Raw genomic sequence first — 21,619 nt, 5'->3', positions numbered from 1 at the left:
ACCTGCTTTATAAAAGACACAGGAGTGAAGAGATAATGCCTAAGTACCGTTCCCATACCACCACTCATGGCCGCAATATGGCTGGTGCCCGAGCACTTTGGCGCGCTACGGGTATGACCGATGATGACTTCGGCAAACCAATTATTGCGGTGGTTAACTCCTTTACCCAATTCGTACCTGGACACGTTCATTTGCGCGATTTAGGCAAGCTGGTGGCCGAGCAAATCGAAGCGTCAGGCGGCGTGGCAAAAGAGTTCAATACCATTGCGGTGGATGACGGTATCGCCATGGGACACGGTGGCATGCTCTATTCTCTGCCTTCACGAGAGTTAATCGCGGATTCCGTGGAATATATGGTTAATGCGCACTGTGCCGACGCCATGGTGTGTATTTCCAACTGCGACAAAATCACCCCAGGGATGCTGATGGCGTCTCTGCGTCTGAATATTCCGGTTATTTTCGTTTCCGGTGGCCCAATGGAAGCGGGTAAAACCAAGCTGTCAGACAAAATTATCAAGCTGGATTTGGTCGATGCGATGATTCAGGGCGCGAACCCGAACGTCAGCGACGAAGATAGCGCGCAAATTGAACGTTCCGCCTGCCCGACCTGCGGTTCCTGCTCCGGTATGTTTACCGCCAACTCGATGAACTGCCTGAATGAGGCTTTAGGTTTAGCGCTCCCAGGTAACGGTTCATTGCTGGCGACTCACGCCGATCGTAAACAATTATTCCTCGATGCCGGCAAACATATCGTTGAGCTGACTAAACGCTATTACGAGCAAGATGATGTCAGTGCGCTGCCACGCAATATCGCCAACAAGGCTGCGTTTGAAAACGCCATGACGCTGGATATCGCCATGGGCGGTTCTACCAATACCGTTCTGCACTTGCTGGCGGCGGCGGAGGAAGGTGAAGTGGATTTCAGCATGACGGATATCGATCGTCTGTCGCGTAAAGTTCCGCATTTATGCAAAGTGGCGCCGAGTACTCAGAAATACCATATGGAAGACGTGCACCGTGCCGGTGGTGTTGTAGGGATCTTGGGGGAGTTGGATCGAGCCGGCTTGCTGAACCGCGAAGTCCGAAACGTATTGGGGCTGAGTCTGCCGGAAACCCTGAAAGCCTATGACGTTATGCTGACCAGCGATGAAAAAGTCAAAAGCATGTATTCCGCGGGGCCTGCGGGTATTCGTACCACCAAAGCTTTCTCGCAAGATTGCCGCTATCCGTCGCTGGATACCGACCGTCAGGAAGGTTGCATTCGTACGCGCGAGTATGCCTACAGTCAGGACGGCGGCTTAGCCGTGCTGTACGGCAATATGGCTGAAAACGGCTGTATCGTAAAAACTGCCGGTGTGGATAAAGAAAGCCTGACTTTCCGTGGCCCAGCCAAAGTTTATGAAAGCCAGGACGCTGCCGTAGAGGCGATTCTGGGTGGAAAAGTGGTTGCCGGGGACGTAGTGATTATTCGGTACGAGGGGCCGAAAGGCGGGCCGGGCATGCAGGAAATGCTGTACCCAACGACCTATCTGAAATCTATGGGCTTAGGCAAAAGCTGCGCTTTGATTACCGACGGGCGTTTCTCCGGTGGGACTTCCGGTTTGTCTATTGGCCACGTTTCGCCAGAAGCGGCCAGCGGTGGCCTGATTGGCCTAGTGCAGGACGGCGATATGATCAATATCGATATTCCTCAGCGCAGCATGGTATTAGATGTACCGGCCGCTGAACTGGCGGCTCGTCATGAAGCCGAATTAGCTCGCGGCTCCGCTGCCTGGACACCTAAAAACCGCGTACGCCAGGTTTCCTACGCTTTGCGTGCCTATGCCTCACTGGCAACCAGCGCAGATAAAGGCGCTGTTCGTGATAAAAGTAAGCTGGGAGGTTAAGGGCTATGGCGGAATCACAAGCGTTACCCGATGCGCCCAGTGGCGCAGAGTACCTGCGAGCGGTGCTGCGCGCGCCGGTATATGAAGTTACGCAGGTCACGCCATTACAGGTGATGGAGAAAATTTCATCTCGCTTGAGTAACACCATTTTGGTTAAGCGGGAAGATCGCCATCCGGTACACAGTTTTAAGCTGCGTGGCGCTTACGCCATGCTGGCGGGGCTGAATGAAGAACAGAAAGCCTGCGGCGTAGTGACCGCTTCTGCGGGTAATCACGCACAGGGCGTGGCGCTTTCTGCTAGTAAACTGGGCATTAAATCGCTGATTGTGATGCCGGTTGCCACCGCAGACATCAAAGTGGATGCGGTGCGTAGCTTTGGTGGCGAAGTGCTGTTGTTTGGTGCCAATTTTGATGAGGCCAAAGCTAAAGCCATCGAAATTTCCCGCCAGCAGGGTTACACCTTTATACCGCCTTTCGATCATCCGGCGGTCATTGCTGGACAAGGCACGCTGGCGATGGAACTACTGCAACAGGACGCCCATTTGGATCGGGTTTTTGTTCCCGTTGGCGGCGGTGGTCTGGCCGCTGGCGTGGCGGTATTAATTAAACAACTGATGCCGCAAATCAAAGTGATCGGCGTGGAAGCGGAAGACTCTGCCTGTTTGCAAGCGGCATTAGCGGCGGGAGCTCCGGTTGATTTGGCTCGCGTCGGGCTGTTTGCCGAAGGTGTGGCAGTGAAACGCATTGGTGACGAGACTTTCCGCCTGTGTCAGGAATATCTGGATGACGTTATCACCGTGGATAGCGACGCCATCTGCGCGGCGCTCAAAGATATTTTTGAAGACGTTCGTGCGATTGCGGAACCTTCCGGTGCGCTGGCGTTGGCGGGGCTGAAAAAATATGTTCAGCAGCATAATATTCAAGGTGAACGTCTGGCTCATATACTTTCTGGCGCTAACGTTAATTTCCACGGTTTACGTTATGTTTCAGAGCGTTGTGAACTAGGTGAGCAGCGAGAAGCGCTGTTAGCCGTAACGATCCTTGAGCAAAAAGGCAGTTTCCTGCGCTTTTGCCAATTGCTGGGCGGTCGGGCGGTAACCGAATTTAACTATCGCTACGCGGACGCGGATAACGCCTGCATTTTTGTCGGGGTGCGTTTGACCCGAGGATTCGCCGAACGGGCTGAAATCATCGCTGAATTACAGGCGGATGGTTATCAGGTAGTGGATTTGTCCGACGATGAAATGGCCAAACTGCATGTGCGCTATATGGTTGGCGGTCGTCCTCCTAAGCCGCTGCGCGAACGTTTGTACAGTTTTGAATTCCCGGAATCACAGGGCGCGCTGTTGAAATTCCTCAATACGCTCGGTACCCACTGGAATATCTCGTTGTTCCATTATCGCAGCCACGGCACTGATTTTGGCCGGGTGCTGGCGGGCTTCGAGCTATCCGAGATCGAGCCGGAATTTGAACAGCACCTGACTGCGCTGGGCTACATTTGCCACGATGAAACCGATAATCCGGCGTTTAGATTCTTCCTCGCCGGTTAATTTGCATCAAACGGGGCTGTGCAGCAGCCCCCAAAATGCCTCGATCAAGGGTTCGTTTAAACGTTTTTTCTGCACGCAGACTCCCAACTCAAAGGGTTCAACCAGCGAAATATTATCGAGTAAAGAAATACGGTTTCGCACGGGTTCTGGGCTGTTTTCCACCACCACTTCCGGAATCAGGGCAATACCGCAACCGAGCGCAACCATCGAAACAATCGCCTCATGACCGGAAACGGTGGCGTAAATCAGTGGGTTAGTAATGCGATGGCGGCGGAACCATAAATCGATGCGTTTTCGCGACGGGCCGTGTTCCGGCAGGATAAACGGAATATTGTTCCAATCAGGATGAGCTTCAGCAGCCTGAGTACGAACGGCGCAGGGGAGCGCAGGCGCAATCAGTACTAATGGAATCTCGCCGATTTGGGTGAATTCTACCGTGCCAGGCAGGGTTTCAGGGCGACCAGCAATCCCCAAATCGGCTTCGTTAGACTGCACCTTGTCTACGGCGTTGGCGGCGTCGCCGGTGGTCAGTTTGATTTCCACCAGTGGGTGTTCGGCGCGAAAACGATCCAGAATCGGCGGCAAGTGGCTGTAGGCGGCGGTAACGGAGCAAAACAGTCTTAGCTCGCCGCTCAGTGACGGCCCGTGCTGCCCCAGCGCATGACGCAATTGCTGATATTGCAATAAGGTTTGTTGAGCAAAGGCTTTCAACTGGGTGCCGGCATCGGTGAGTTGCACGGTACGGTTATCCCGCAGAAACAACGGCTGCCCTATGGTTTCTTCCAACCGCTGAATCTGGCGGGAAAGGGTAGATGGGCTGATATGCATTGCTTTGGCCGAGCGGCCAAAATGGCGGCTCTCAGCCAGATGTAAAAACAGCTTCAGGTCACGTAAATCCATAGCGCTGGCTCTCGTTGGCGAGGAAATTGTTATATTGCAAAATCTGCAACGACACCTTGTAAATATATCAATTTCAGCAACGGATTTCCTGACATATAGTGAATTCAAGAGAATCCCTCACACAGATTGGGGGATGTGAAAATAACGCAACACAACATCGAACGGAGTACCACTATGGCTAATTATTTCAACACATTGAACCTGCGTCAGCAGTTGGCGCAATTGGGTAAATGTCGCTTTATGGGACGTGAAGAGTTTGCAGATGAAGCGAACTACCTGAAAGGTAAAAAAGTGGTGATCATCGGTTGTGGTGCTCAGGGGCTGAATCAGGGTTTGAATATGCGCGACTCTGGCCTGGACGTAGCCTACGCGCTGCGTAAAGAAGCCATCGCAGAGAAGCGGGCATCATGGCGCAAAGCGACGGAAAACGGCTTCAAAGTTGGCACTTACGAAGAACTGATTCCGCAGGCTGATTTAGTGGTCAACCTGACGCCAGACAAACAGCATTCCGCCGTGGTTCAGGCCGTTCAGCCGTTGATGAAAGACGGGGCGGCGCTGGGGTACTCGCACGGTTTTAATATCGTGGAAGTTGGCGAGCAAGTACGTAAAGACATTACCGTAGTGATGGTTGCGCCGAAATGTCCGGGCACCGAAGTACGTGAAGAATACAAGCGCGGTTTCGGTGTACCAACGCTTATCGCCGTTCACCCGGAAAACGATCCTAAGGGCGAAGGCATGGCAATCGCGAAAGCCTGGGCTGCTGCAACCGGTGGTCACCGCGCTGGCGTGTTGGAATCATCATTTGTTGCGGAAGTGAAATCCGACCTGATGGGTGAGCAAACCATTCTGTGCGGTATGTTGCAAGCGGGTTCCCTGCTGTGCTTCGACAAACTGGTGGCAGAAGGTACTGATGCAGCCTACGCTGAAAAACTGATTCAATTCGGCTGGGAAACCATCACCGAAGCGCTGAAACAGGGCGGTATCACTCTGATGATGGATCGTCTGTCCAACCCGGCGAAACTGCGTGCCTACGCGCTGTCAGAGCAACTGAAAGAAATCATGGCGCCGCTGTTCCAAAAACATATGGATGACATCATTTCCGGCGCATTCTCCAGCGGCATGATGGCCGACTGGGCAGAAGACGACGTGAAACTGCTGAAGTGGCGCGAAGAAACCGGTAAAACGGCCTTTGAAAACGCGCCGCAGTTCGAAGGTAAAATCTCCGAGCAGGAATATTTTGACCACGGCGTGCTGATGATTGCCATGGTAAAAGCCGGGGTAGAATTGGCGTTCGAAACCATGGTTGATTCAGGTATTATCGAAGAATCAGCCTATTACGAATCGCTGCATGAGCTGCCGTTGATCGCCAATACCATCGCTCGTAAGCGTTTGTATGAAATGAACGTGGTTATCTCTGATACCGCAGAATACGGTAACTACCTGTTCGCTAATGCAGCGGTACCGCTGCTGAAAGCCAAATTTATGGATTCTCTGCAAGCCGGGGATCTGGGCAAAAGCGTAGCGGGTACTGCGGTAGATAACGCTCAGTTGCGTGATGTTAACGAAGCGATTCGTAACCATCCGATTGAGGCGGTAGGGCATAAGCTGCGTGGGTATATGAAGGATATGAAGCGCATCGCGGTTGCGGGCTAATCAAGCTACCTTGCTGGCCATTTTGAGATGGGTCAGTGCTCGAGATGTTCGCTATAAAAAACCGGCCATGCGTGCCGGTTTTTTTACATTCAAGCTCAGCAATATTAGCTACGGTACAGCACTTTAATGATGTGATAACCGAACTGGGTTTTTACCGGGCCATAAGGTTGTAGCAATTCACAGCTAAATACCGCTTTATCAAAAGCTGGCACCATATCGCCCTTGTTAAACTCGCCCAGATCGCCGCCGTTACGTTTAGACGGACAATTAGAGTATTTCTTGGCTAATTCCTGGAAATTAGCGCCATTGTTCAACTGCGCCAGAATATCATTTGCCTGTTTTTCATCATCGACCAGAATATGCAACGCAGAAGCTTTGTTCGCCATAATACTTATCACCACAATGTAATTTGAATGAATATCGCCTTTAATCGGCCGCCAGTGTAGCGTATTTTGCCGACGATTGAAGCTTTTGGCGGCTTGAAAGCGGGAAAGCAAAATGACAGGCGTTTTTTTTCACCCGCTTCTTTCTGCTACACTCTTCCTCCCCACCATCCCACAGAGTAACCGTGAGTAACCGAGCGCTATGCGATTAAATCCCAGCCAACAACAAGCCGTCGAATTTGTCACCGGACCCTGCCTAGTGCTGGCCGGTGCTGGCTCGGGTAAAACCCGTGTAATTACTAATAAAATCGCGCACTTGATCCGTCAGTGTGGCTATAAGCCCAGCCATATCGCCGCTGTAACCTTTACCAATAAGGCCGCTCGCGAGATGAAAGAACGCGTGGCGCAAACGCTGGGGCGTAAAGAAGCTCGCGGTTTAATGATTTCAACTTTCCATACTTTGGGGCTGGAAATCATTAAGAAAGAATATAAAGCGCTGGGGATGAAATCTAACTTCTCGCTGTTTGACGCACAGGATCAGATGGGGTTGCTAAAAGATCTTACCAGCAAGTGGTTGGAAGAAGATAAAACTCAGCTACAGCAGTTGATCTCGACGATCTCTAATTGGAAAAACGATCTAATGACTCCGGCCGCCGCGGCTGCACAGGCGCGTTCGGAACGCGATAAGATCTTTGCTCACTGCTATACCTTATATGACGATCACTTAAAAGCCTGCAACGTACTGGATTTTGACGATTTAATTTCTCTGCCAACGCTGCTGCTGCAAAAAAACGAAGAAGTGCGCGAACGTTGGCAGAACAAACTGCGTTATCTGCTGGTAGATGAGTATCAGGATACTAATACCAGCCAATATCAAATGGTTAAGTTGCTGGTGGGCAATCGGGCGCGCTTTACCGTGGTGGGAGATGACGATCAGTCAATTTACTCCTGGCGTGGCGCTCGGCCGCAGAACCTGGTGTTGCTGAATCAAGATTTTCCTCAGTTGCAGGTGATTAAGCTGGAACAAAACTACCGTTCTTCTGGGAGGATATTGAAAGCGGCCAATATTTTGATCGCCAATAACCCGCACGTTTTTGAAAAACGACTGTTTTCCGAATTAGGTTACGGCGAACCGCTGAAGGTTATTACCGCCAATAATGAAGATCATGAAGCCGAAAGAGTGGTGGGAGAACTGATCGCCCATCACTTTATTAAGAAAACTCAGTACGGTGATTACGCTATTTTATACCGCGGTAACCATCAATCGCGGCTTTTCGAGAAATTGTTGGTGCAAAACCGAATTCCTTACCGCATTTCCGGCGGAGACTCTTTCTTTTCTCGCCCTGAAATCAAAGACTTGCTAGCCTATCTACGTGTCTTAACCAATCAGGACGATGACAGCGCCTTCCTGCGCATTGTGAATACGCCTAAACGAGAAATCGGCCCGGCAACGATTCAGAAACTAGGCGAATGGGCGAATATCCGAAACAAGAGCCTGTATCACGCCAGCTTTGACTTAGGTTTGAGCCAGCATCTGACAGGCCGTGGACTAGAGTCTTTACAGCGTTTCACCCACTGGCTGGAGAGTATTATTCGGCTGGTGGAGCGTGAACCTATTGCCGCAGTGCGGGATTTGCTTCACGGAATGGAATACGAAAGTTGGCTGTTTGAAACTTCTCCCAGCCCGAAAGCGGCAGAAATGCGGATGAAAAACGTCAACATGCTGTTTAGCTGGATGACGGAAATGTTGGAAGGCTCGGAACTGGACGAGCAAATGACTTTGACCCAGGTTGTCACGCGTTTCACCCTGCGGGATATGATGGAGCGCGGAGAAAGCGACGAAGGGTTGGATCAGGTGCAGCTAATGACTTTGCACGCTTCGAAAGGTCTGGAATTTCCCTACGTATTTTTAGTCGGCATGGAAGAAGGGCTACTGCCTCACCAAAGCAGTATCGACGAAGATAATGTGGATGAAGAACGACGTCTGGCCTACGTTGGCATCACTCGCGCCCAGCGGGAACTGTTCTTCACACACTGTCGGGAACGCCGGCAATACGGTGAATTAATGCGGCCGGAACCTAGCCGTTTTCTGATGGAATTGCCGCAGGATGATTTGGACTGGGAATCGGAGCGTAAAGTGATTACGCCGGAAGAACGGATGCAAAAAGGCCAGAGTCATCTGGCCAGTATTCGTGCTCAATTGGCAAATGCCAAGAAATAATGGGTAGGGAAATCTGTTGATGAACCCTATGGTGTCACGGGTTTCCCATCTACGGTTACATTTTGTATCGCGCTGAAATGCCAAGGGTTTTCGCCACGTAGCTGGGTGAAAATAACCTGATTGAACTGGCTATCACGTAAATCGCTGATTGCCGTTGGCGTGACCCGATCGAATTTCACATTGTCGAAATGCACCAGACGGTGCCAGGCCTGTTTGTCACTGTCACCCTTAATCTCAATGGATGCGTTTTTTCCTGTCTGGTTATTCACTGTCACATTTCTTACTGTAAAATCATAGAATTGAGCAGGAATTTTCGCCGGAGGATAATCCAGATTGGCATTGCTATCCGCATAGTCCAGCGTCATGACGACAGCCTGTTTGGCGATATCTTGCATAGCATTATTGCGGAAAGTGACGTTGCGCGCGCCACCGCCGATTGAGCGGGTACTTTTGGCTCTCAGGCCAATATCCGTCAGATACATCACGTTATTTTCCGCCAGAATATCCTCAATCCATGCGCCAGTATGGCTGCCGGTGACGATAGCGCCGTGGCCCATGCGGAAATAGTTGTTAAATAACCACGCTCCTTTCATTGGTTCCTGTTGCTGAGCCATTTCGCCAGTGCCTGCGGCAAAGTTAATGCAATCATCGCCAGTATCGAAGAAGTTATTGAACACCATGACATTCTGACTATTGCCGAACTCAATACCGTCGCCGTTATTAGCATCATAAGTTTGATGGATTAAACCATTAGCCACCACGTTATGGTTTTCCAGATTCATAATGCCGTGAAATGCCGGATTACGAACGGTGAATCCGGCTAGATACAGATTTTCTACGCCGCGCAAGGTGATCAAACTGGATCGTTTCTGGCCGTAAGCCGTTTTTAGATCTATTCCTGCGGAAACAGCCTGTTCAACCTGATTTTTGGCTAGAATGCCGTCTTCGTGCACTTTGGTATTTTTGCTCGCGGCGTATTGCGGCAGCTTATTGCCTAATTCATCTGATATTTCGCCGGTTTTCGCGCGGAGCCAGCCATTGCCATCGATAGTTCCAAAGCCAACGATGCGGATATTTCGGAAGGTGCCCGGCGCGGTCTGATCAGGATTTATGGCATTAATCAGCGAAGCCGGACGCTGGACGGTGGAATAGCTATAAAGATAATAGCCTGCGGGGTAATCCGTCGGATTTTCCGAACCCAGCAAGGTCGAGCCAGCCTCAAGATTCAACGTCATATCGCTTTTTAGCCACAGCGCGCCGGTTTTATACACCCCAGCGGGAATATCAATGCGGCAACCAGGTTTACAGCTATTGATCGCCTGTTGAATCGCTTGGGTATTGAGGGTTTTTCCATCGTCTTTGGCACCGAAATCACGAATATTCAGCACCTGAGGTAACGCCGTTGTTTTCGCGGTAATCACCTGACTGTCAGGTGACAGTGAACCGTCAGCATAGCGCGCTTTGACGCTAAACGAGTAAGTCGTGTCAGGTTGTAGCCCCTGTACGGTGAAATTCTGTATCAGAATCTTGTGCTGAAATTGCTGCTTATCATTTGCGTAGAAATGATTGATATAGGGTTTGGCCGGAGAGTATCGGTCATTATTTTCACTGGCAAGGCCCAGCAGTTTCCCTGCGGAATACACCTGATAATCGACGATTTGACCGTTATCATGCGGCGCTTCCCACACTAATACTAAGCTGTTTTCGTTATAAGCCAGCGTGGGAACCTGTAGATTTTGCGGTGCTTTCAGTTCGGCCAATGCTGTGGCAGGGGCAAGTGCCAAACCAGAAAGAATCAACAGCATATTCAGGGGATGACGACGTTGAAGCTGTACGCGCATTCTTATTCCTCATTGAAATGGAGAGAGTTGTCGCAGACAGCGCTGTCTTCTGATGGAGGAGATAATTTTAAAATAGAAACGCTGTTCTATAAAAATACACACATAGTTTTATTTTTAAGATGAAGGCGATCACATATCGAGTGCTTACTGTTTTTTTAGACGAAATAGTGGTGAGGGAGGGTTACTGAATAAGAAAAGGGAGAAATAATGGGCGGCTATCTATAACCGCCCGAGATAATGCTTAACCAAACGCTTCCAGAGTAAGAGGCCACTGAACATAGCTTTGCCAGTGACTTTCTTGTACCAGTGATTCAGCACGATAAGGATGCAGCTGCAGCCAGCCTTGTGGTAATAGCACGCACAGAGTGTCGCCATTGGCGCGTAATCTTACCGCTGGTAAGGTGTCATCCCGACGACGGCTGGAGAAAATGATCGCCAGACGTAGCAAGCGACATAAACGCTGCGCCATGACTACGGGTAACGCGTTTTGCTGACTAAGCAGTGATAAATCCAGAGTGCCGCTTTGGTTTTGCAAGAGAGCGGAGAGAAGCAGTTTTTGCGCGGGGGTAAATCCAGGCAGATCCAGATACCTAATCAGGTAGGCGGCATGCTGCGGAGCGAGCTTGAAATCAACGCTAAGGCCGATTTCGTGGATCAAACAGGCATTTTGCAATAATTCCCGACATCGACCCTCTAGTTTCCACTGTTTCTCAACCTGTAGAAAAAAGTTATCCGCTAACTGCGCGACGCGCTGGGCTTGCTCAATATCCAGCAAATAGCGGCGTTGCAGATTACGAATAGTGCGGCTGCGAATATCTTGCTCAATAGGTAAATGCAGCATGCCGTACACCAGACCTTCGCGCAGTGCGCCGCCAGCCAACGTCATGCTTTCGATACCCAATTCCTGGAAAATAGCGATCAAAATCGATAGGCCGCTGGGGAATACCAAGGCTCTTTCCAGCGTCAGACCTGAAATTTCCAGTTCTTCCAGCTTGCCACAGTGAATGGCTCTTTGTTTCAGTTGTTGCAGCTTTGGCAGCGTAATCAGTTCGTCCATGCCTTGGGCGACCATAATTTCCTGTAAAGCCTGCACCGTGCCGGAAGCGCCGACGCAAATTTGCCAACCGTGCTCACGAAAACGTGCCGCGACCGGTTTGATCATCTCACGCGCCGCTAATTCGGCTTGGTCAAAGTTTTCCTGTTCCAGATTGCGATCGCTGAAATAACGTTCCAGCCAGGTTACGCAGCCCATCGACAGACTGACCAATATGGACGCCTGAGCGCCGGAACCTGTTACCAGCTCGGTACTGCCACCGCCAATATCGACCACCAGACGCTTTTCTGGCCCGCCAGTAGTGTGAGCGACGCCGTGATAAATCAGCCGCGCTTCTTCCTCACCGCTAATCACTTGAATCGGGCAACCCAGAATTTCAATGGCCGTTTGCAGGAATTGGTCGGCGTTTGAGGCCAAACGCAAGGTTGCCGTGGCGACCACGCGAATTTGTTGCCGCGGAATATCCTGCAACTGTTCGGAAAACAGCTTCAAACATTGCCAGCCGCGTTCCATTGCTTCATGTGACAGATGGTTATTAGCATCTAATCCTGCGGCCAGCCTGACTTTGCGTTTAATTCGGGCCAGCGTTTGGATACTGCCAGCCACCTCACGTACCACCAACATATGGAAACTGTTGGAGCCAAGATCGATGGCAGCATAAAGTGAGGTGGAGCTTAGCATCGCGTTATCAGCCTGGTCGTTTACGGTTGTTGTTCCGCGGCGCGCCGTTACGGCGAGGGGCAGAATTACGGCGCGGGCCATTCCCGGTGCGGGTACGTGCCAGACGTTTTGGTGCCGGTAAATCAGTCAACAGCGCATCGCTATTGTATTTGCTGACAGGAATACTGTGACCGGTATAGGTCTCAATAGCCGGTAAGTTTAATGCATACTCTTCGCACGCCAGACTAATTGAATGGCCGCTTTCGCCAGCACGACCGGTACGACCGATACGGTGAACGTAATCTTCGCAATCGTCAGGCAGGTCGTAGTTGAATACGTGAGTCACCAACGGAATGTGTAGGCCACGAGCCGCAACATCGGTTGCTACCAGAATATCCAAATCGCCTTTGGTGAAATCTTCCAGAATTCGCAGACGTTTTTTCTGCGCGACATCGCCGGTCAGCAGGCCAACGCGGTGTCCATCGGCAGCCAGATGGCCCCAGATTTCTTCACAGCGGTGCTTGGTGTTGGCAAAAATGATGCAGCGGTCAGGCCATTCTTCTTCAATCAGCGTCTGTAACAGGCGCATCTTTTCGTCGTTTGAAGGGTAGAACAGTTCTTCTTTAATGCGGTGGCCGGTTTTTTGTAACGGCTCCACTTCCACGTATTCGGCGTTATTCATCTGTTCAAACGCCAGTTCACGTACGCGGTAGGACAACGTAGCGGAAAATAGCATATTCAGACGTTTTTCTACCGCAGGCATGCGGCGGAACAACCAGCGGATATCTTTAATAAAGCCCAAATCGTACATACGATCGGCTTCATCCAGTACCACTACCTGAATAGCGCCCAGATTAATGTAGTTTTGCTTTGCGTAGTCGATCAAACGGCCAGTGGTACCGATAAGAATATCGACGCCGCTTTCCAGCACTTTAAGCTGTTTGTCGTAGCCGTCACCGCCGTAGGCCAGACCCAGTTTCAAACCGGTAATCTGGGATAAGGCTTCAGCATCAGAATGAATCTGTACCGCCAGTTCCCGCGTCGGTGCCATAATTAATGCACGAGGCTGGTTAGTCTGACGACCCTCTTCTGCTGGGTGCGAAAGCAAATAATGAAAAGTAGACGCCAGGAATGCTAGCGTCTTTCCGGTACCGGTTTGCGCCTGACCTGCTACATCTCTCCCGGACAGGGTGAGAGGCAATGCTAACGCCTGAATCGGCGTGCAATATTGAAACCCTTTGTTTTCAAGGGCTTCAACAACTAGCGGGTGCAGGGCGAAGTCGGAAAACTTCTGTTCAGTCAAGTGTGTTTTGCTCATAGTGTGGTAGAATATCAGCTAACTATTGCTTTACGAAAGCGTATCCGGTGAAATAAAGTCAACCTAATGTTGGTTAATGCTACATCAACTAGGTAGACACAATCCTTTGGAGTAGAACATGAGCGATAAAATTATTCACCTGAGTGACGACAGCTTCGCCACTGACGTGCTGGAAGCCACTGGCCTGGTGTTGGTCGATTTCTGGGCTGAATGGTGTGGTCCGTGCAAGATGATTGCTCCGATTTTGGATGAGATTGCCGAAGAATACGAAGGCAAACTGACCATCGCTAAATTGAACATCGATCAGAACCCGGGCACCGCGCCAAAATACGGCATCCGTGGTATCCCGACGTTGTTGCTGTTTAAAGACGGTGCGGTTGCGGCAACTAAAGTAGGTGCCCTGTCCAAGAGCCAGCTGAAAGCGTTCCTGGACGAAAATCTGTAGTCGATATTAGTGTCAAAAGCCGGGTGTCCTGCGGTGGGTGTGATTTTCACACTGACCGCTAGACGCCTGCAAAGAAGCGTGTTAAGTTTATTCCACTGCGTATAGAACATACCTGTGAGTAGAATCTAGGTTTGTAGCATCTAAAAAATTCTGTAGCACCTAAATAGTTTGAATCTAAAGTTTTACTCTATGTCGAAACATTTGCGTTGAGAATATATATGAACTCAATCGGTTTTTTGACAGTCTAACGGTTTTAAAAAATCAGTCTAAGGTACCTTCAATTTATTGCCGTCGTTGAGTGCGAATTTTGCGCAAGCTATTACTCGCGCAGCACACAAGGCCGAGATTGAATGTCCATTAAACAGGCACGGATGACGCTGCCATACCCATTCACGACTAAAGTTCGAGACATACCCCGAGTTTAAGAACCCACCATTATGAATCTTACCGAATTAAAGAATACGCCGGTTTCTGATCTGATTACACTTGGCGAAAATATGGGGCTGGAAAACCTGGCCCGGATGCGTAAACAAGACATCATATTCTCTATCCTGAAGCAACACGCTAAAAGTGGAGAAGATATCTTCGGTGACGGCGTATTGGAGATATTGCAGGATGGATTTGGTTTCCTCCGTTCAGCAGACAGCTCCTACCTCGCCGGTCCCGACGACATCTATGTATCCCCAAGTCAAATTCGCCGTTTCAACCTCCGCACTGGTGACACCATTTCCGGTAAGATTCGTCCGCCAAAAGAAGGCGAGCGTTATTTTGCACTGTTAAAAGTTAACGAAGTTAACTATGACAAACCGGAAAACGCCCGTAATAAAATTCTGTTTGAAAACTTAACCCCGCTGCATGCAAATTCACGTTTGCGTATGGAACGCGGTAACGGTTCAACAGAAGACTTAACGGCGCGCGTGTTGGATCTGGCTTCGCCAATTGGCCGCGGACAACGTGGTTTGATCGTAGCACCGCCAAAAGCGGGTAAAACCATGCTGTTGCAGAACATTGCAACCAGCATTGCCTACAATCACCCAGACTGCGTGCTGATGGTATTGTTGATTGATGAGCGTCCGGAAGAAGTTACCGAGATGCAGCGTCTGGTTAAAGGTGAAGTTATTGCTTCTACCTTTGATGAGCCAGCGTCTCGCCACGTTCAGGTAGCCGAAATGGTTATTGAGAAGGCGAAACGTCTGGTTGAGCACAAAAAAGACGTTATCATCCTACTGGACTCCATTACTCGTCTGGCTCGCGCCTATAACACCGTGGTGCCTGCCTCAGGTAAGGTTCTGACCGGTGGTGTGGATGCTAACGCCCTACATCGTCCTAAGCGTTTCTTCGGTGCGGCGCGTAATGTGGAAGAGGGCGGAAGCCTGACCATCATCGCAACCGCTCTGGTTGATACCGGTTCGAAGATGGATGAAGTGATTTACGAAGAATTTAAAGGTACTGGTAACATGGAATTGCACTTGGCGCGTAAAATCGCTGAGAAACGTGTATTCCCTGCTATCGATTACAACCGTTCCGGTACTCGTAAAGAAGAGTTGCTCACCACGACTGAAGAATTACAAAAAATGTGGATTCTGCGCAAAATTATCCATCCAATGGGTGAAATTGATGCAATGGAATTCCTCATTAATAAATTAGCTATGACGAAGACCAACGACGACTTCTTCGATATGATGAGACGTTCGTAATTTAAATAAAACGAACAAAACGCCACGCTCAGTCGTGGCGTTTTTCACGTTTGGAATATACGATAAATACGCTTATTTATTTGATCAGTAGATCTACACCGTTAATGGTGATGGCATTTTCGTATCTAGCTCTAGGTTCTCCGTGAATAGAACGAGGATATTGTTGTAAAAACAATATAGGCTGTCACCCTAATAGGAAATGACTGAAAGGTTGTTTTGCATCGTGGAGTAAGTTTACTCACATGCTAAGCTGCCTTATCTTTTGCAGAGAGCTGTTTAACGTGAAATTACTCACCATGAGTACAGAGATTCTAATCGTCCTGCTGTTTTCTTTAGCTTTTTTATTCATCGCCCGTAAAGTGGCAAAGAGAATCGGTCTCGTCGATAAACCCAATTACCGTAAACGCCATCAGGGGCTGATTCCCTTAGTCGGCGGTATTTCTGTGTATGCGGGTATCTGTTTTGCCTTCCTGATATCCAGCCAGCAAATTCCCTTCGGTTCACTCTATCTGGCTTGCGCCGGTTTATTAGTGTTCGTTGGTGCTTTGGATGACCGCTTTGATATTAGCGTTAAAATCCGCGCTTTTGTTCAGGCTTTAGTCGGTGTAGTAATGATGGCGTTTGCCGGACTCTATCTGCACAGCCTTGGACACGTTCTTGGCCCGTGGGAAATGGTTCTCGGCCCGTTCGGTTACGTGGTTACGCTGTTTGCCGTGTGGGCGGCTATCAATGCATTCAATATGGTTGACGGTATTGACGGGCTGCTGGGTGGGCTGTCTTGCGTGTCATTCGGTGCGATGGGCATCTTGCTCTATCAGGCCGGGCATATGGCACTGGCGTTTTGGTGTTTTGCGATGATTGCGGCGATTACGCCATATATCTTGCTAAATCTCGGTTTGTTGGGGCGCCGCTATAAAGTCTTTATGGGCGATGCGGGTAGCACGCTGATTGGTTTTACCGCCATTTGGATTCTGTTGCAGACCACTCAGGGTAAAACCCATCCGATCAATCCGGTTACCGCTCTGTGGATTATCGCGATTCCGCTAATGGACATGATTGCCATTATGTATCGCCGCTTGCGTAAAGGTATGAGTCCGTTCTCGCCTGACCGCCAGCATATCCACCATCTCATCATGCGTGCAGGCTTCACTTCCCGACAGGCATTTGTCCTAATTACCTTGGCTGCGGCCTTGCTGGCGGCCGTCGGTGTTATCGGCGAACGACTGGTATTTGTTCCTGAATGGGTAATGTTGGCATTATTCTTGCTTGCATTCTTCCTGTATGGCTACTGCATCAAACGAGCCTGGCGAGTGGCGCGTTTCATCAAGCGTATTAAGCGCCGGATGCGGCGGGCTAATAATAAGCATGTATCTTAATCAGAGGCTTTTGGGCAGTGATGAAACCAGAAAAAACGTCTACTAACAATGAACTGGCTGTCGATAACGAGTTAGATATCCGCGGCCTTTGCTGCACGCTGTGGCGTGGTAAAGCCTGGATTATCGGTATGGCGGTTCTGTTTGCCGTCATTGCCCTAAGCGTGTCCTACTTAGTGAAGCAGCAGTGGAGCGCCACTGCGATTACCGATAAGCCAACAGTTAATAATCTGGGCGGCTATTATTCCCAACAGCAGTTTTTGCGTAACCTGGATTCCCGTTTAGTTTCAGGTTCGGCTAGCGAGCAGCCGAGTATTTCTGACGAAGCTTATAATGAGTTCATTATTCAACTAGCGGCTTACGATACCCGTCGTGACTTCTGGCTGAAGAGTGATTACTACAAGCAACGTCAGGAAGGGGATGCCAAAGCGGATGCAGCTTTGCTGGATGAGCTGGTCAATAATATTCAATTCACGCCGCACGATGACAAAAAAGTGCTGAATGACAGCGTGAAACTGACCGCGGAAACCGCTACTGACTCGAACAAATTGCTACGTGAGTATGTCGATTTTGCTAGCCAGCGTGCTGCCAGTCACTTAAATGATGAAATTCAAGGGGCATGGGCCGCGCGAACTCAGTCAATGAAAGCACAGGTTAAGCGGCAGGAAGCCGTAGCGCAGGCGGTTTACGATCGTGAGCTGAATGCGGTTAAGCAAGCGCTGAAAGTGGCCGAAAAACAGGGTATTAGCCGTAACCAAACGGATACGCCTGCGGAGCAACTGCCGGATTCCAAAATGTTCCTGCTGGGCAAACCTATGCTTCAGGCGCGTTTAGAAACTCTGGCAGCATCAGGCCCAAGCTTTGATATCGATTACGATCAAAACCGCGCTATGCTGGCAACATTAAACGTTGGGCCGACTCTGGAAGAGAAATTCCAGACCTACCGTTACCTGCGTACTCCGGAAGATCCGGTAACTCGCGATAGCCCGCGTCGCGCTTTCCTGATGATTATGTGGGGAGCGATTGGCGCACTAGTCGGAGCTGGCGTGGCATTGGCCCGTCGTCCCGGCGTAAAGCACTAAATTGCTAATGGGCGCGTAAGCGCCCAACTTGCAGGCGTTGTCTGCGGCTAACTGACCTAAAAGAGATTCACTGTGAAAGTGTTGACTGTTTTTGGCACCCGTCCTGAAGCCATCAAAATGGCTCCTCTGGTGCATGCCTTGGCTCAGGATGAAGCCTTTGAATCAAAAGTCTGCGTCACTGCTCAACACCGAGAGATGTTGGATCAGGTCCTAAGATTGTTTGAAATTGAGCCCGATTATGATTTGAATATCATGAAGCCGGGACAGGGACTGACTGAAATAACCTGCCGTATTTTGGAAGGTTTAAAGCCCGTTCTGGCCGAATTTAAACCGGATGTCATTTTAGTCCACGGTGATACCACCACGACTTTGGCAACCAGCTTGGCCGCGTTTTATCAGCGAATTCCAGTAGGCCACGTTGAAGCGGGCCTGCGTACCGGAGACCTTTATTCTCCGTGGCCAGAAGAAGCCAACCGTAAGCTTACAGGCCATTTGGCCATGTACCATTTTGCGCCAACGGAAAATTCGCGTCAGAACCTGTTGCGTGAGTTGCTGCCGGATAATCGTATTTTTGTGACTGGAAATACCGTGATTGACGCGCTGTTTTGGGTGCGCGATCGGGTGTTGAAAGACGAGAAACTGCGTAAGGATCTGGACGCTCGCTATCCTTTCCTCGATGCCAATAAAAAAATGATTCTGGTGACAGGCCATCGTCGCGAGAGCTTTGGCGGCGGGTTTGAACGCATTTGCAGCGCACTGGCTGAAATTGCCCGTAATCACCCGGACGTGCAGGTTGTATACCCAGTTCACCTTAATCCCAACGTCAGCGAGCCGGTTAACCGTATCCTGCACGGTGTCGACAACATCATTCTGATCGATCCGCAGGATTACCTGCCATTTGTCTACCTGATGAACCATGCTTATATGATTCTGACAGACTCGGGCGGAATTCAGGAAGAAGCGCCATCGCTAGGCAAGCCGGTGCTGGTTATGCGTGACACTACCGAGCGCCCAGAAGCGGTAGATTCAGGCACCGTTCTGCTGGTGGGCACCGACGTTAAAAAAATTGTAGATGCTGTAACCCATTTGCTGGTGGATGAAAATGCATATCACCAAATGAGTCGGGCACATAATCCTTACGGTGACGGGCACGCCTGTCAACGCATCCTAGAAGCATTAAAGAATCATCAGGTGACGCTATGAGTTTTGAAACTATTTCTGTTATCGGTCTTGGATATATCGGTTTACCTACCGCAGCCGCTTTTGCCTCGCGCAAGAAAAAGGTGATTGGCGTCGATGTTAACGCTCATGCGGTCGAGACCATTAATCGCGGTGCGATTCATATCGTCGAGCCGGATTTGGATAAAGTTGTCAAAATTGCCGTTGAAGGCGGCTATTTGCAGGCGTTCACCAAGCCATTGGCTGCCGATGCTTTCCTGATTGCCGTGCCAACGCCGTTTAAAGGCGATCACGAACCCGACATGGTGTACGTAGAGTCTGCGGCTAAATCTATTGCACCGGTGCTGAAGAAAGGCGATCTGGTGATTCTGGAGTCGACTTCGCCGGTTGGCGCTACAGAACAAATGGCTCAGTGGTTGGCTGAATTCCGCCCAGACCTGAGCTTCCCACAGCAGGCTGGAGAAGCAGCAGACATTAATATCGCCTATTGCCCAGAGCGCGTACTGCCGGGCCAGGTGATGGTTGAACTGATTCAGAATGATCGGGTGATTGGCGGTATGACGCCAAAATGTTCTGCCCGCGCCAGTGAGCTGTACAAGATTTTCTTGGAAGGCGAATGTGTGGTGACCAATGCCCGCACCGCTGAAATGTGCAAACTGACTGAAAACAGCTTCCGCGATGTCAACATTGCTTTTGCTAACGAACTGTCGCTGATTTGTGCCGACCAGGGCATTAACGTGTGGGAACTGATTCGTTTGGCGAACCGCCATCCGCGCGTCAATATTCTGCAACCTGGTCCGGGCGTTGGCGGCCACTGTATCGCCGTCGATCCATGGTTTATCGTTTCGCAAAATCCGCAGCAGGCGCGTCTGATCCATACCGCACGTCTGGTCAATGATGGCAAACCTTTATGGGTTGTCGACCGCGTGAAAGCGGCGGTGGCTGATTGTCTGGCGAACAGCGACAAGCGTGCATCAGAAGTAAAAATTGCCTGCTTCGGTCTGGCGTTTAAGCCAAACATTGATGACCTACGTGAAAGCCCGGCGGTAGAAATCGCACACCTGATTGCAGAATGGCATGCGGGTGAAACCTTGGTGGTTGAGCCGAACGTAGAGCAATTGCCGAAATCATTAGCAGGTAACGTTACGCTGAAAAACACGGCGGAAGCGCTGCAGCAAGCAGATGTGCTGGTGATGCTGGTCGATCACAGCCAGTTTAAGGCAATTAAACCTGAAGAAGTGAAGCAACAGTGGATTGTTGATACCAAAGGAGTATGGCGTTGAGACGTATTCTGGTCACTGGTGGCGCCGGTTTTATCGGCTCCGCCGTGGTGAGACATATCATCAATGACACGGCCGACAGCGTTGTGGTGGTTGATAAACTCACCTATGCAGGGAATAGGGAATCTCTGACCGTCGTGGCAGACAGCGATCGCTATGCGTTTGAGCAGGTTGATATTTGCGACCGCGCCGCGCTGGATCGTATCTTTGCGCAGTATCAGCCAGATGCAGTGATGCATCTGGCCGCTGAAAGCCACGTGGATCGATCCATTGATGGCCCAGCCGCTTTTATAGAAACCAATATTGTGGGTACTTACACGCTGTTGGAAGCTGCTCGGCACTACTGGCAGGCGCTGGCAGCAGAGAAAAAGCAGGCATTTCGTTTCCATCATATCTCTACCGATGAAGTGTATGGCGATCTGCACGGCACGGACTGTCTCTTTACCGAAACCACGCCTTACGCCCCAAGCAGCCCGTATTCTGCGTCAAAAGCTTCCAGCGACCATTTGGTTAGAGCCTGGTTGCGTACTTATGGCCTGCCGACGTTGGTCACTAACTGTTCCAATAACTATGGCCCATACCATTTCCCTGAAAAGCTGATTCCGCTGGTGATTTTAAACGCGCTGGCCGGTAAGTCTTTGCCTGTTTATGGCAACGGCGCTCAGGTTCGCGACTGGTTATATGTAGAAGACCACGCGCGCGCGCTATATCAGGTAGTGACCGAGGGCGTAGTAGGCGAAACCTACAATATCGGCGGGCACAACGAGCGCAAAAATATCGAAGTGGTAGAAACCATTTGCACTTTGCTAGACGAACTGGTGCCCAACAAACCCGCGGGAATCGCCCACTACAGTGATTTGATCACTTACGTCAAAGATCGCCCAGGCCACGATATGCGCTATGCCATTGATGCCGGGAAGATTGAGCGAGAGCTGGGCTGGCGTCCGCAGGAAACCTTTGAGAGCGGTATTCGTAAGACCGTCAATTGGTATCTTGGCAACAGATCCTGGTGGCAACGCGTACAGGACGGCTCTTATGCCGGCGAACGTTTGGGTCTGAGCGATTAAATTTCGCCAGCACGTCTAAAAGTCACTGTA

Annotated in this window: 16 protein-coding genes; 11 read left to right on the top strand and 5 right to left on the bottom strand. The window is 50.3% G+C overall.

Annotation, left to right across the window (positions count from 1 at the left end):
• Positions 1-35: 35 nt before the first annotated feature.
• Positions 36-1,886, top strand: coding sequence for a dihydroxy-acid dehydratase (gene ilvD / locus ACQ4OC_RS13160; protein ID WP_064514479.1), 1,851 nt, complete (start codon positions 36-38; stop codon positions 1,884-1,886).
• Between the two features lie 5 nt (positions 1,887-1,891).
• Complete coding sequence (gene ilvA / locus ACQ4OC_RS13155; RefSeq protein ID WP_064514477.1) at positions 1,892-3,436, top strand: threonine ammonia-lyase, biosynthetic; 1,545 nt, start codon at positions 1,892-1,894, stop codon at positions 3,434-3,436.
• A 6-nt stretch (positions 3,437-3,442) separates the two neighbouring features.
• Here the strand turns inward: ilvA and ilvY are convergent, their stop codons facing one another.
• Positions 3,443-4,336 (bottom strand): HTH-type transcriptional activator IlvY, encoded by an 894-nt coding sequence (ilvY, locus tag ACQ4OC_RS13150; protein ID WP_064514476.1) that lies wholly within the window; start codon positions 4,334-4,336, stop codon positions 3,443-3,445.
• A gap of 174 nt (positions 4,337-4,510) precedes the next feature.
• Here ilvY and ilvC point away from each other — a divergent pair, with 174 nt between their 5' ends.
• Positions 4,511-5,989 (top strand): ketol-acid reductoisomerase, encoded by a 1,479-nt coding sequence (ilvC, locus tag ACQ4OC_RS13145; RefSeq protein WP_064514474.1) that lies wholly within the window; start codon positions 4,511-4,513, stop codon positions 5,987-5,989.
• Positions 5,990-6,093: 104 nt separating this feature from the next.
• Here ilvC and ppiC read toward each other — a convergent pair whose 3' ends face one another.
• Positions 6,094-6,375: a peptidylprolyl isomerase PpiC gene (gene ppiC / locus ACQ4OC_RS13140; RefSeq protein ID WP_042526483.1), complete on the bottom strand. Its 282-nt coding sequence runs from the start codon at positions 6,373-6,375 to the stop codon at positions 6,094-6,096.
• Between the two features lie 199 nt (positions 6,376-6,574).
• Here ppiC and rep point away from each other — a divergent pair, with 199 nt between their 5' ends.
• Positions 6,575-8,593: a DNA helicase Rep gene (gene rep / locus ACQ4OC_RS13135; protein WP_430971227.1), complete on the top strand. Its 2,019-nt coding sequence runs from the start codon at positions 6,575-6,577 to the stop codon at positions 8,591-8,593.
• A 26-nt stretch (positions 8,594-8,619) separates the two neighbouring features.
• Here rep and ACQ4OC_RS13130 read toward each other — a convergent pair whose 3' ends face one another.
• From ACQ4OC_RS13130 to rhlB, 3 genes are all read right to left on the bottom strand, one after another.
• Positions 8,620-10,398: a glycosyl hydrolase family 28 protein gene (locus tag ACQ4OC_RS13130; protein WP_415843086.1), complete on the bottom strand. Its 1,779-nt coding sequence runs from the start codon at positions 10,396-10,398 to the stop codon at positions 8,620-8,622.
• A 277-nt stretch (positions 10,399-10,675) separates the two neighbouring features.
• The gene (gppA, locus tag ACQ4OC_RS13125; protein WP_430971226.1) at positions 10,676-12,169 is read right to left on the bottom strand and encodes a guanosine-5'-triphosphate,3'-diphosphate diphosphatase; all 1,494 of its coding nucleotides are present in this window, start codon (positions 12,167-12,169) and stop codon (positions 10,676-10,678) included.
• 7 nt (positions 12,170-12,176) lie between these two features.
• The gene (rhlB, locus tag ACQ4OC_RS13120) at positions 12,177-13,466 is read right to left on the bottom strand and encodes an ATP-dependent RNA helicase RhlB (protein WP_064514466.1); all 1,290 of its coding nucleotides are present in this window, start codon (positions 13,464-13,466) and stop codon (positions 12,177-12,179) included.
• A gap of 118 nt (positions 13,467-13,584) precedes the next feature.
• On the opposite strand from rhlB, the gene trxA reads away from it, so the two are divergent.
• The 7 genes from trxA (at position 13,585) to rffG (ending at position 21,589) form a co-directional block, all read left to right on the top strand.
• Positions 13,585-13,911, top strand: coding sequence for a thioredoxin TrxA (gene trxA / locus ACQ4OC_RS13115; RefSeq protein WP_049600750.1), 327 nt, complete (start codon positions 13,585-13,587; stop codon positions 13,909-13,911).
• Positions 13,912-14,348: 437 nt separating this feature from the next.
• Positions 14,349-15,608: a transcription termination factor Rho gene (gene rho, locus ACQ4OC_RS13110; RefSeq protein ID WP_049600753.1), complete on the top strand. Its 1,260-nt coding sequence runs from the start codon at positions 14,349-14,351 to the stop codon at positions 15,606-15,608.
• A gap of 281 nt (positions 15,609-15,889) precedes the next feature.
• Entirely contained in the window at positions 15,890-16,984 is a 1,095-nt protein-coding gene (gene wecA / locus ACQ4OC_RS13105) for a UDP-N-acetylglucosamine--undecaprenyl-phosphate N-acetylglucosaminephosphotransferase (protein WP_120806496.1), read from the top strand.
• A 20-nt stretch (positions 16,985-17,004) separates the two neighbouring features.
• Entirely contained in the window at positions 17,005-18,063 is a 1,059-nt protein-coding gene (gene wzzE / locus ACQ4OC_RS13100) for an ECA polysaccharide chain length modulation protein (RefSeq protein ID WP_064514463.1), read from the top strand.
• A 72-nt stretch (positions 18,064-18,135) separates the two neighbouring features.
• On the top strand, positions 18,136-19,266 hold the full coding sequence (wecB, locus tag ACQ4OC_RS13095; RefSeq protein ID WP_064514461.1) for a non-hydrolyzing UDP-N-acetylglucosamine 2-epimerase: 1,131 nt from the start codon (positions 18,136-18,138) through the stop codon (positions 19,264-19,266).
• Positions 19,263-20,525: a UDP-N-acetyl-D-mannosamine dehydrogenase gene (wecC, locus tag ACQ4OC_RS13090; protein WP_064514458.1), complete on the top strand. Its 1,263-nt coding sequence runs from the start codon at positions 19,263-19,265 to the stop codon at positions 20,523-20,525. The genes wecB and wecC overlap by 4 nt, the downstream gene beginning before the upstream one ends.
• Complete coding sequence (rffG, locus tag ACQ4OC_RS13085; protein ID WP_179207962.1) at positions 20,516-21,589, top strand: dTDP-glucose 4,6-dehydratase; 1,074 nt, start codon at positions 20,516-20,518, stop codon at positions 21,587-21,589. Before wecC ends, rffG begins: the two co-directional genes overlap by 10 nt.
• The last annotated feature ends 30 nt before the right edge of the window (positions 21,590-21,619 follow it).

This window comes from Yersinia sp. J1, assembly GCF_050586585.1.
Classification (GTDB): Bacteria; Pseudomonadota; Gammaproteobacteria; order Enterobacterales; family Enterobacteriaceae; genus Yersinia; species Yersinia entomophaga.
The sequence above is the reverse complement of the archived record's forward strand: the minus strand, read 5'-3'. Positions and strand labels throughout refer to the sequence as shown.

Bases quoted from the DNA above. Each gene is read 5' to 3' on its own strand.
- ilvD (WP_064514479.1), top strand. From the start codon at position 36: ATGCCTAAGTACCGTTCCCATACCACCACTCATGGCCGCAATATGGCT.
- ilvA (WP_064514477.1), top strand. From the start codon at position 1,892: ATGGCGGAATCACAAGCGTTACCCGATGCGCCCAGTGGCGCAGAGTAC.
- ilvY (WP_064514476.1), bottom strand. From the start codon at position 4,336: ATGGATTTACGTGACCTGAAGCTGTTTTTACATCTGGCTGAGAGCCGC.
- ilvC (WP_064514474.1), top strand. From the start codon at position 4,511: ATGGCTAATTATTTCAACACATTGAACCTGCGTCAGCAGTTGGCGCAA.
- ppiC (WP_042526483.1), bottom strand. From the start codon at position 6,375: ATGGCGAACAAAGCTTCTGCGTTGCATATTCTGGTCGATGATGAAAAA.
- rep (WP_430971227.1), top strand. From the start codon at position 6,575: ATGCGATTAAATCCCAGCCAACAACAAGCCGTCGAATTTGTCACCGGA.
- ACQ4OC_RS13130 (WP_415843086.1), bottom strand. From the start codon at position 10,398: ATGCTGTTGATTCTTTCTGGTTTGGCACTTGCCCCTGCCACAGCATTG.
- gppA (WP_430971226.1), bottom strand. From the start codon at position 12,169: ATGCTAAGCTCCACCTCACTTTATGCTGCCATCGATCTTGGCTCCAAC.
- rhlB (WP_064514466.1), bottom strand. From the start codon at position 13,466: ATGAGCAAAACACACTTGACTGAACAGAAGTTTTCCGACTTCGCCCTG.
- trxA (WP_049600750.1), top strand. From the start codon at position 13,585: ATGAGCGATAAAATTATTCACCTGAGTGACGACAGCTTCGCCACTGAC.
- rho (WP_049600753.1), top strand. From the start codon at position 14,349: ATGAATCTTACCGAATTAAAGAATACGCCGGTTTCTGATCTGATTACA.
- wzzE (WP_064514463.1), top strand. From the start codon at position 17,005: ATGAAACCAGAAAAAACGTCTACTAACAATGAACTGGCTGTCGATAAC.
- wecC (WP_064514458.1), top strand. From the start codon at position 19,263: ATGAGTTTTGAAACTATTTCTGTTATCGGTCTTGGATATATCGGTTTA.
- rffG (WP_179207962.1), top strand. From the start codon at position 20,516: ATGGCGTTGAGACGTATTCTGGTCACTGGTGGCGCCGGTTTTATCGGC.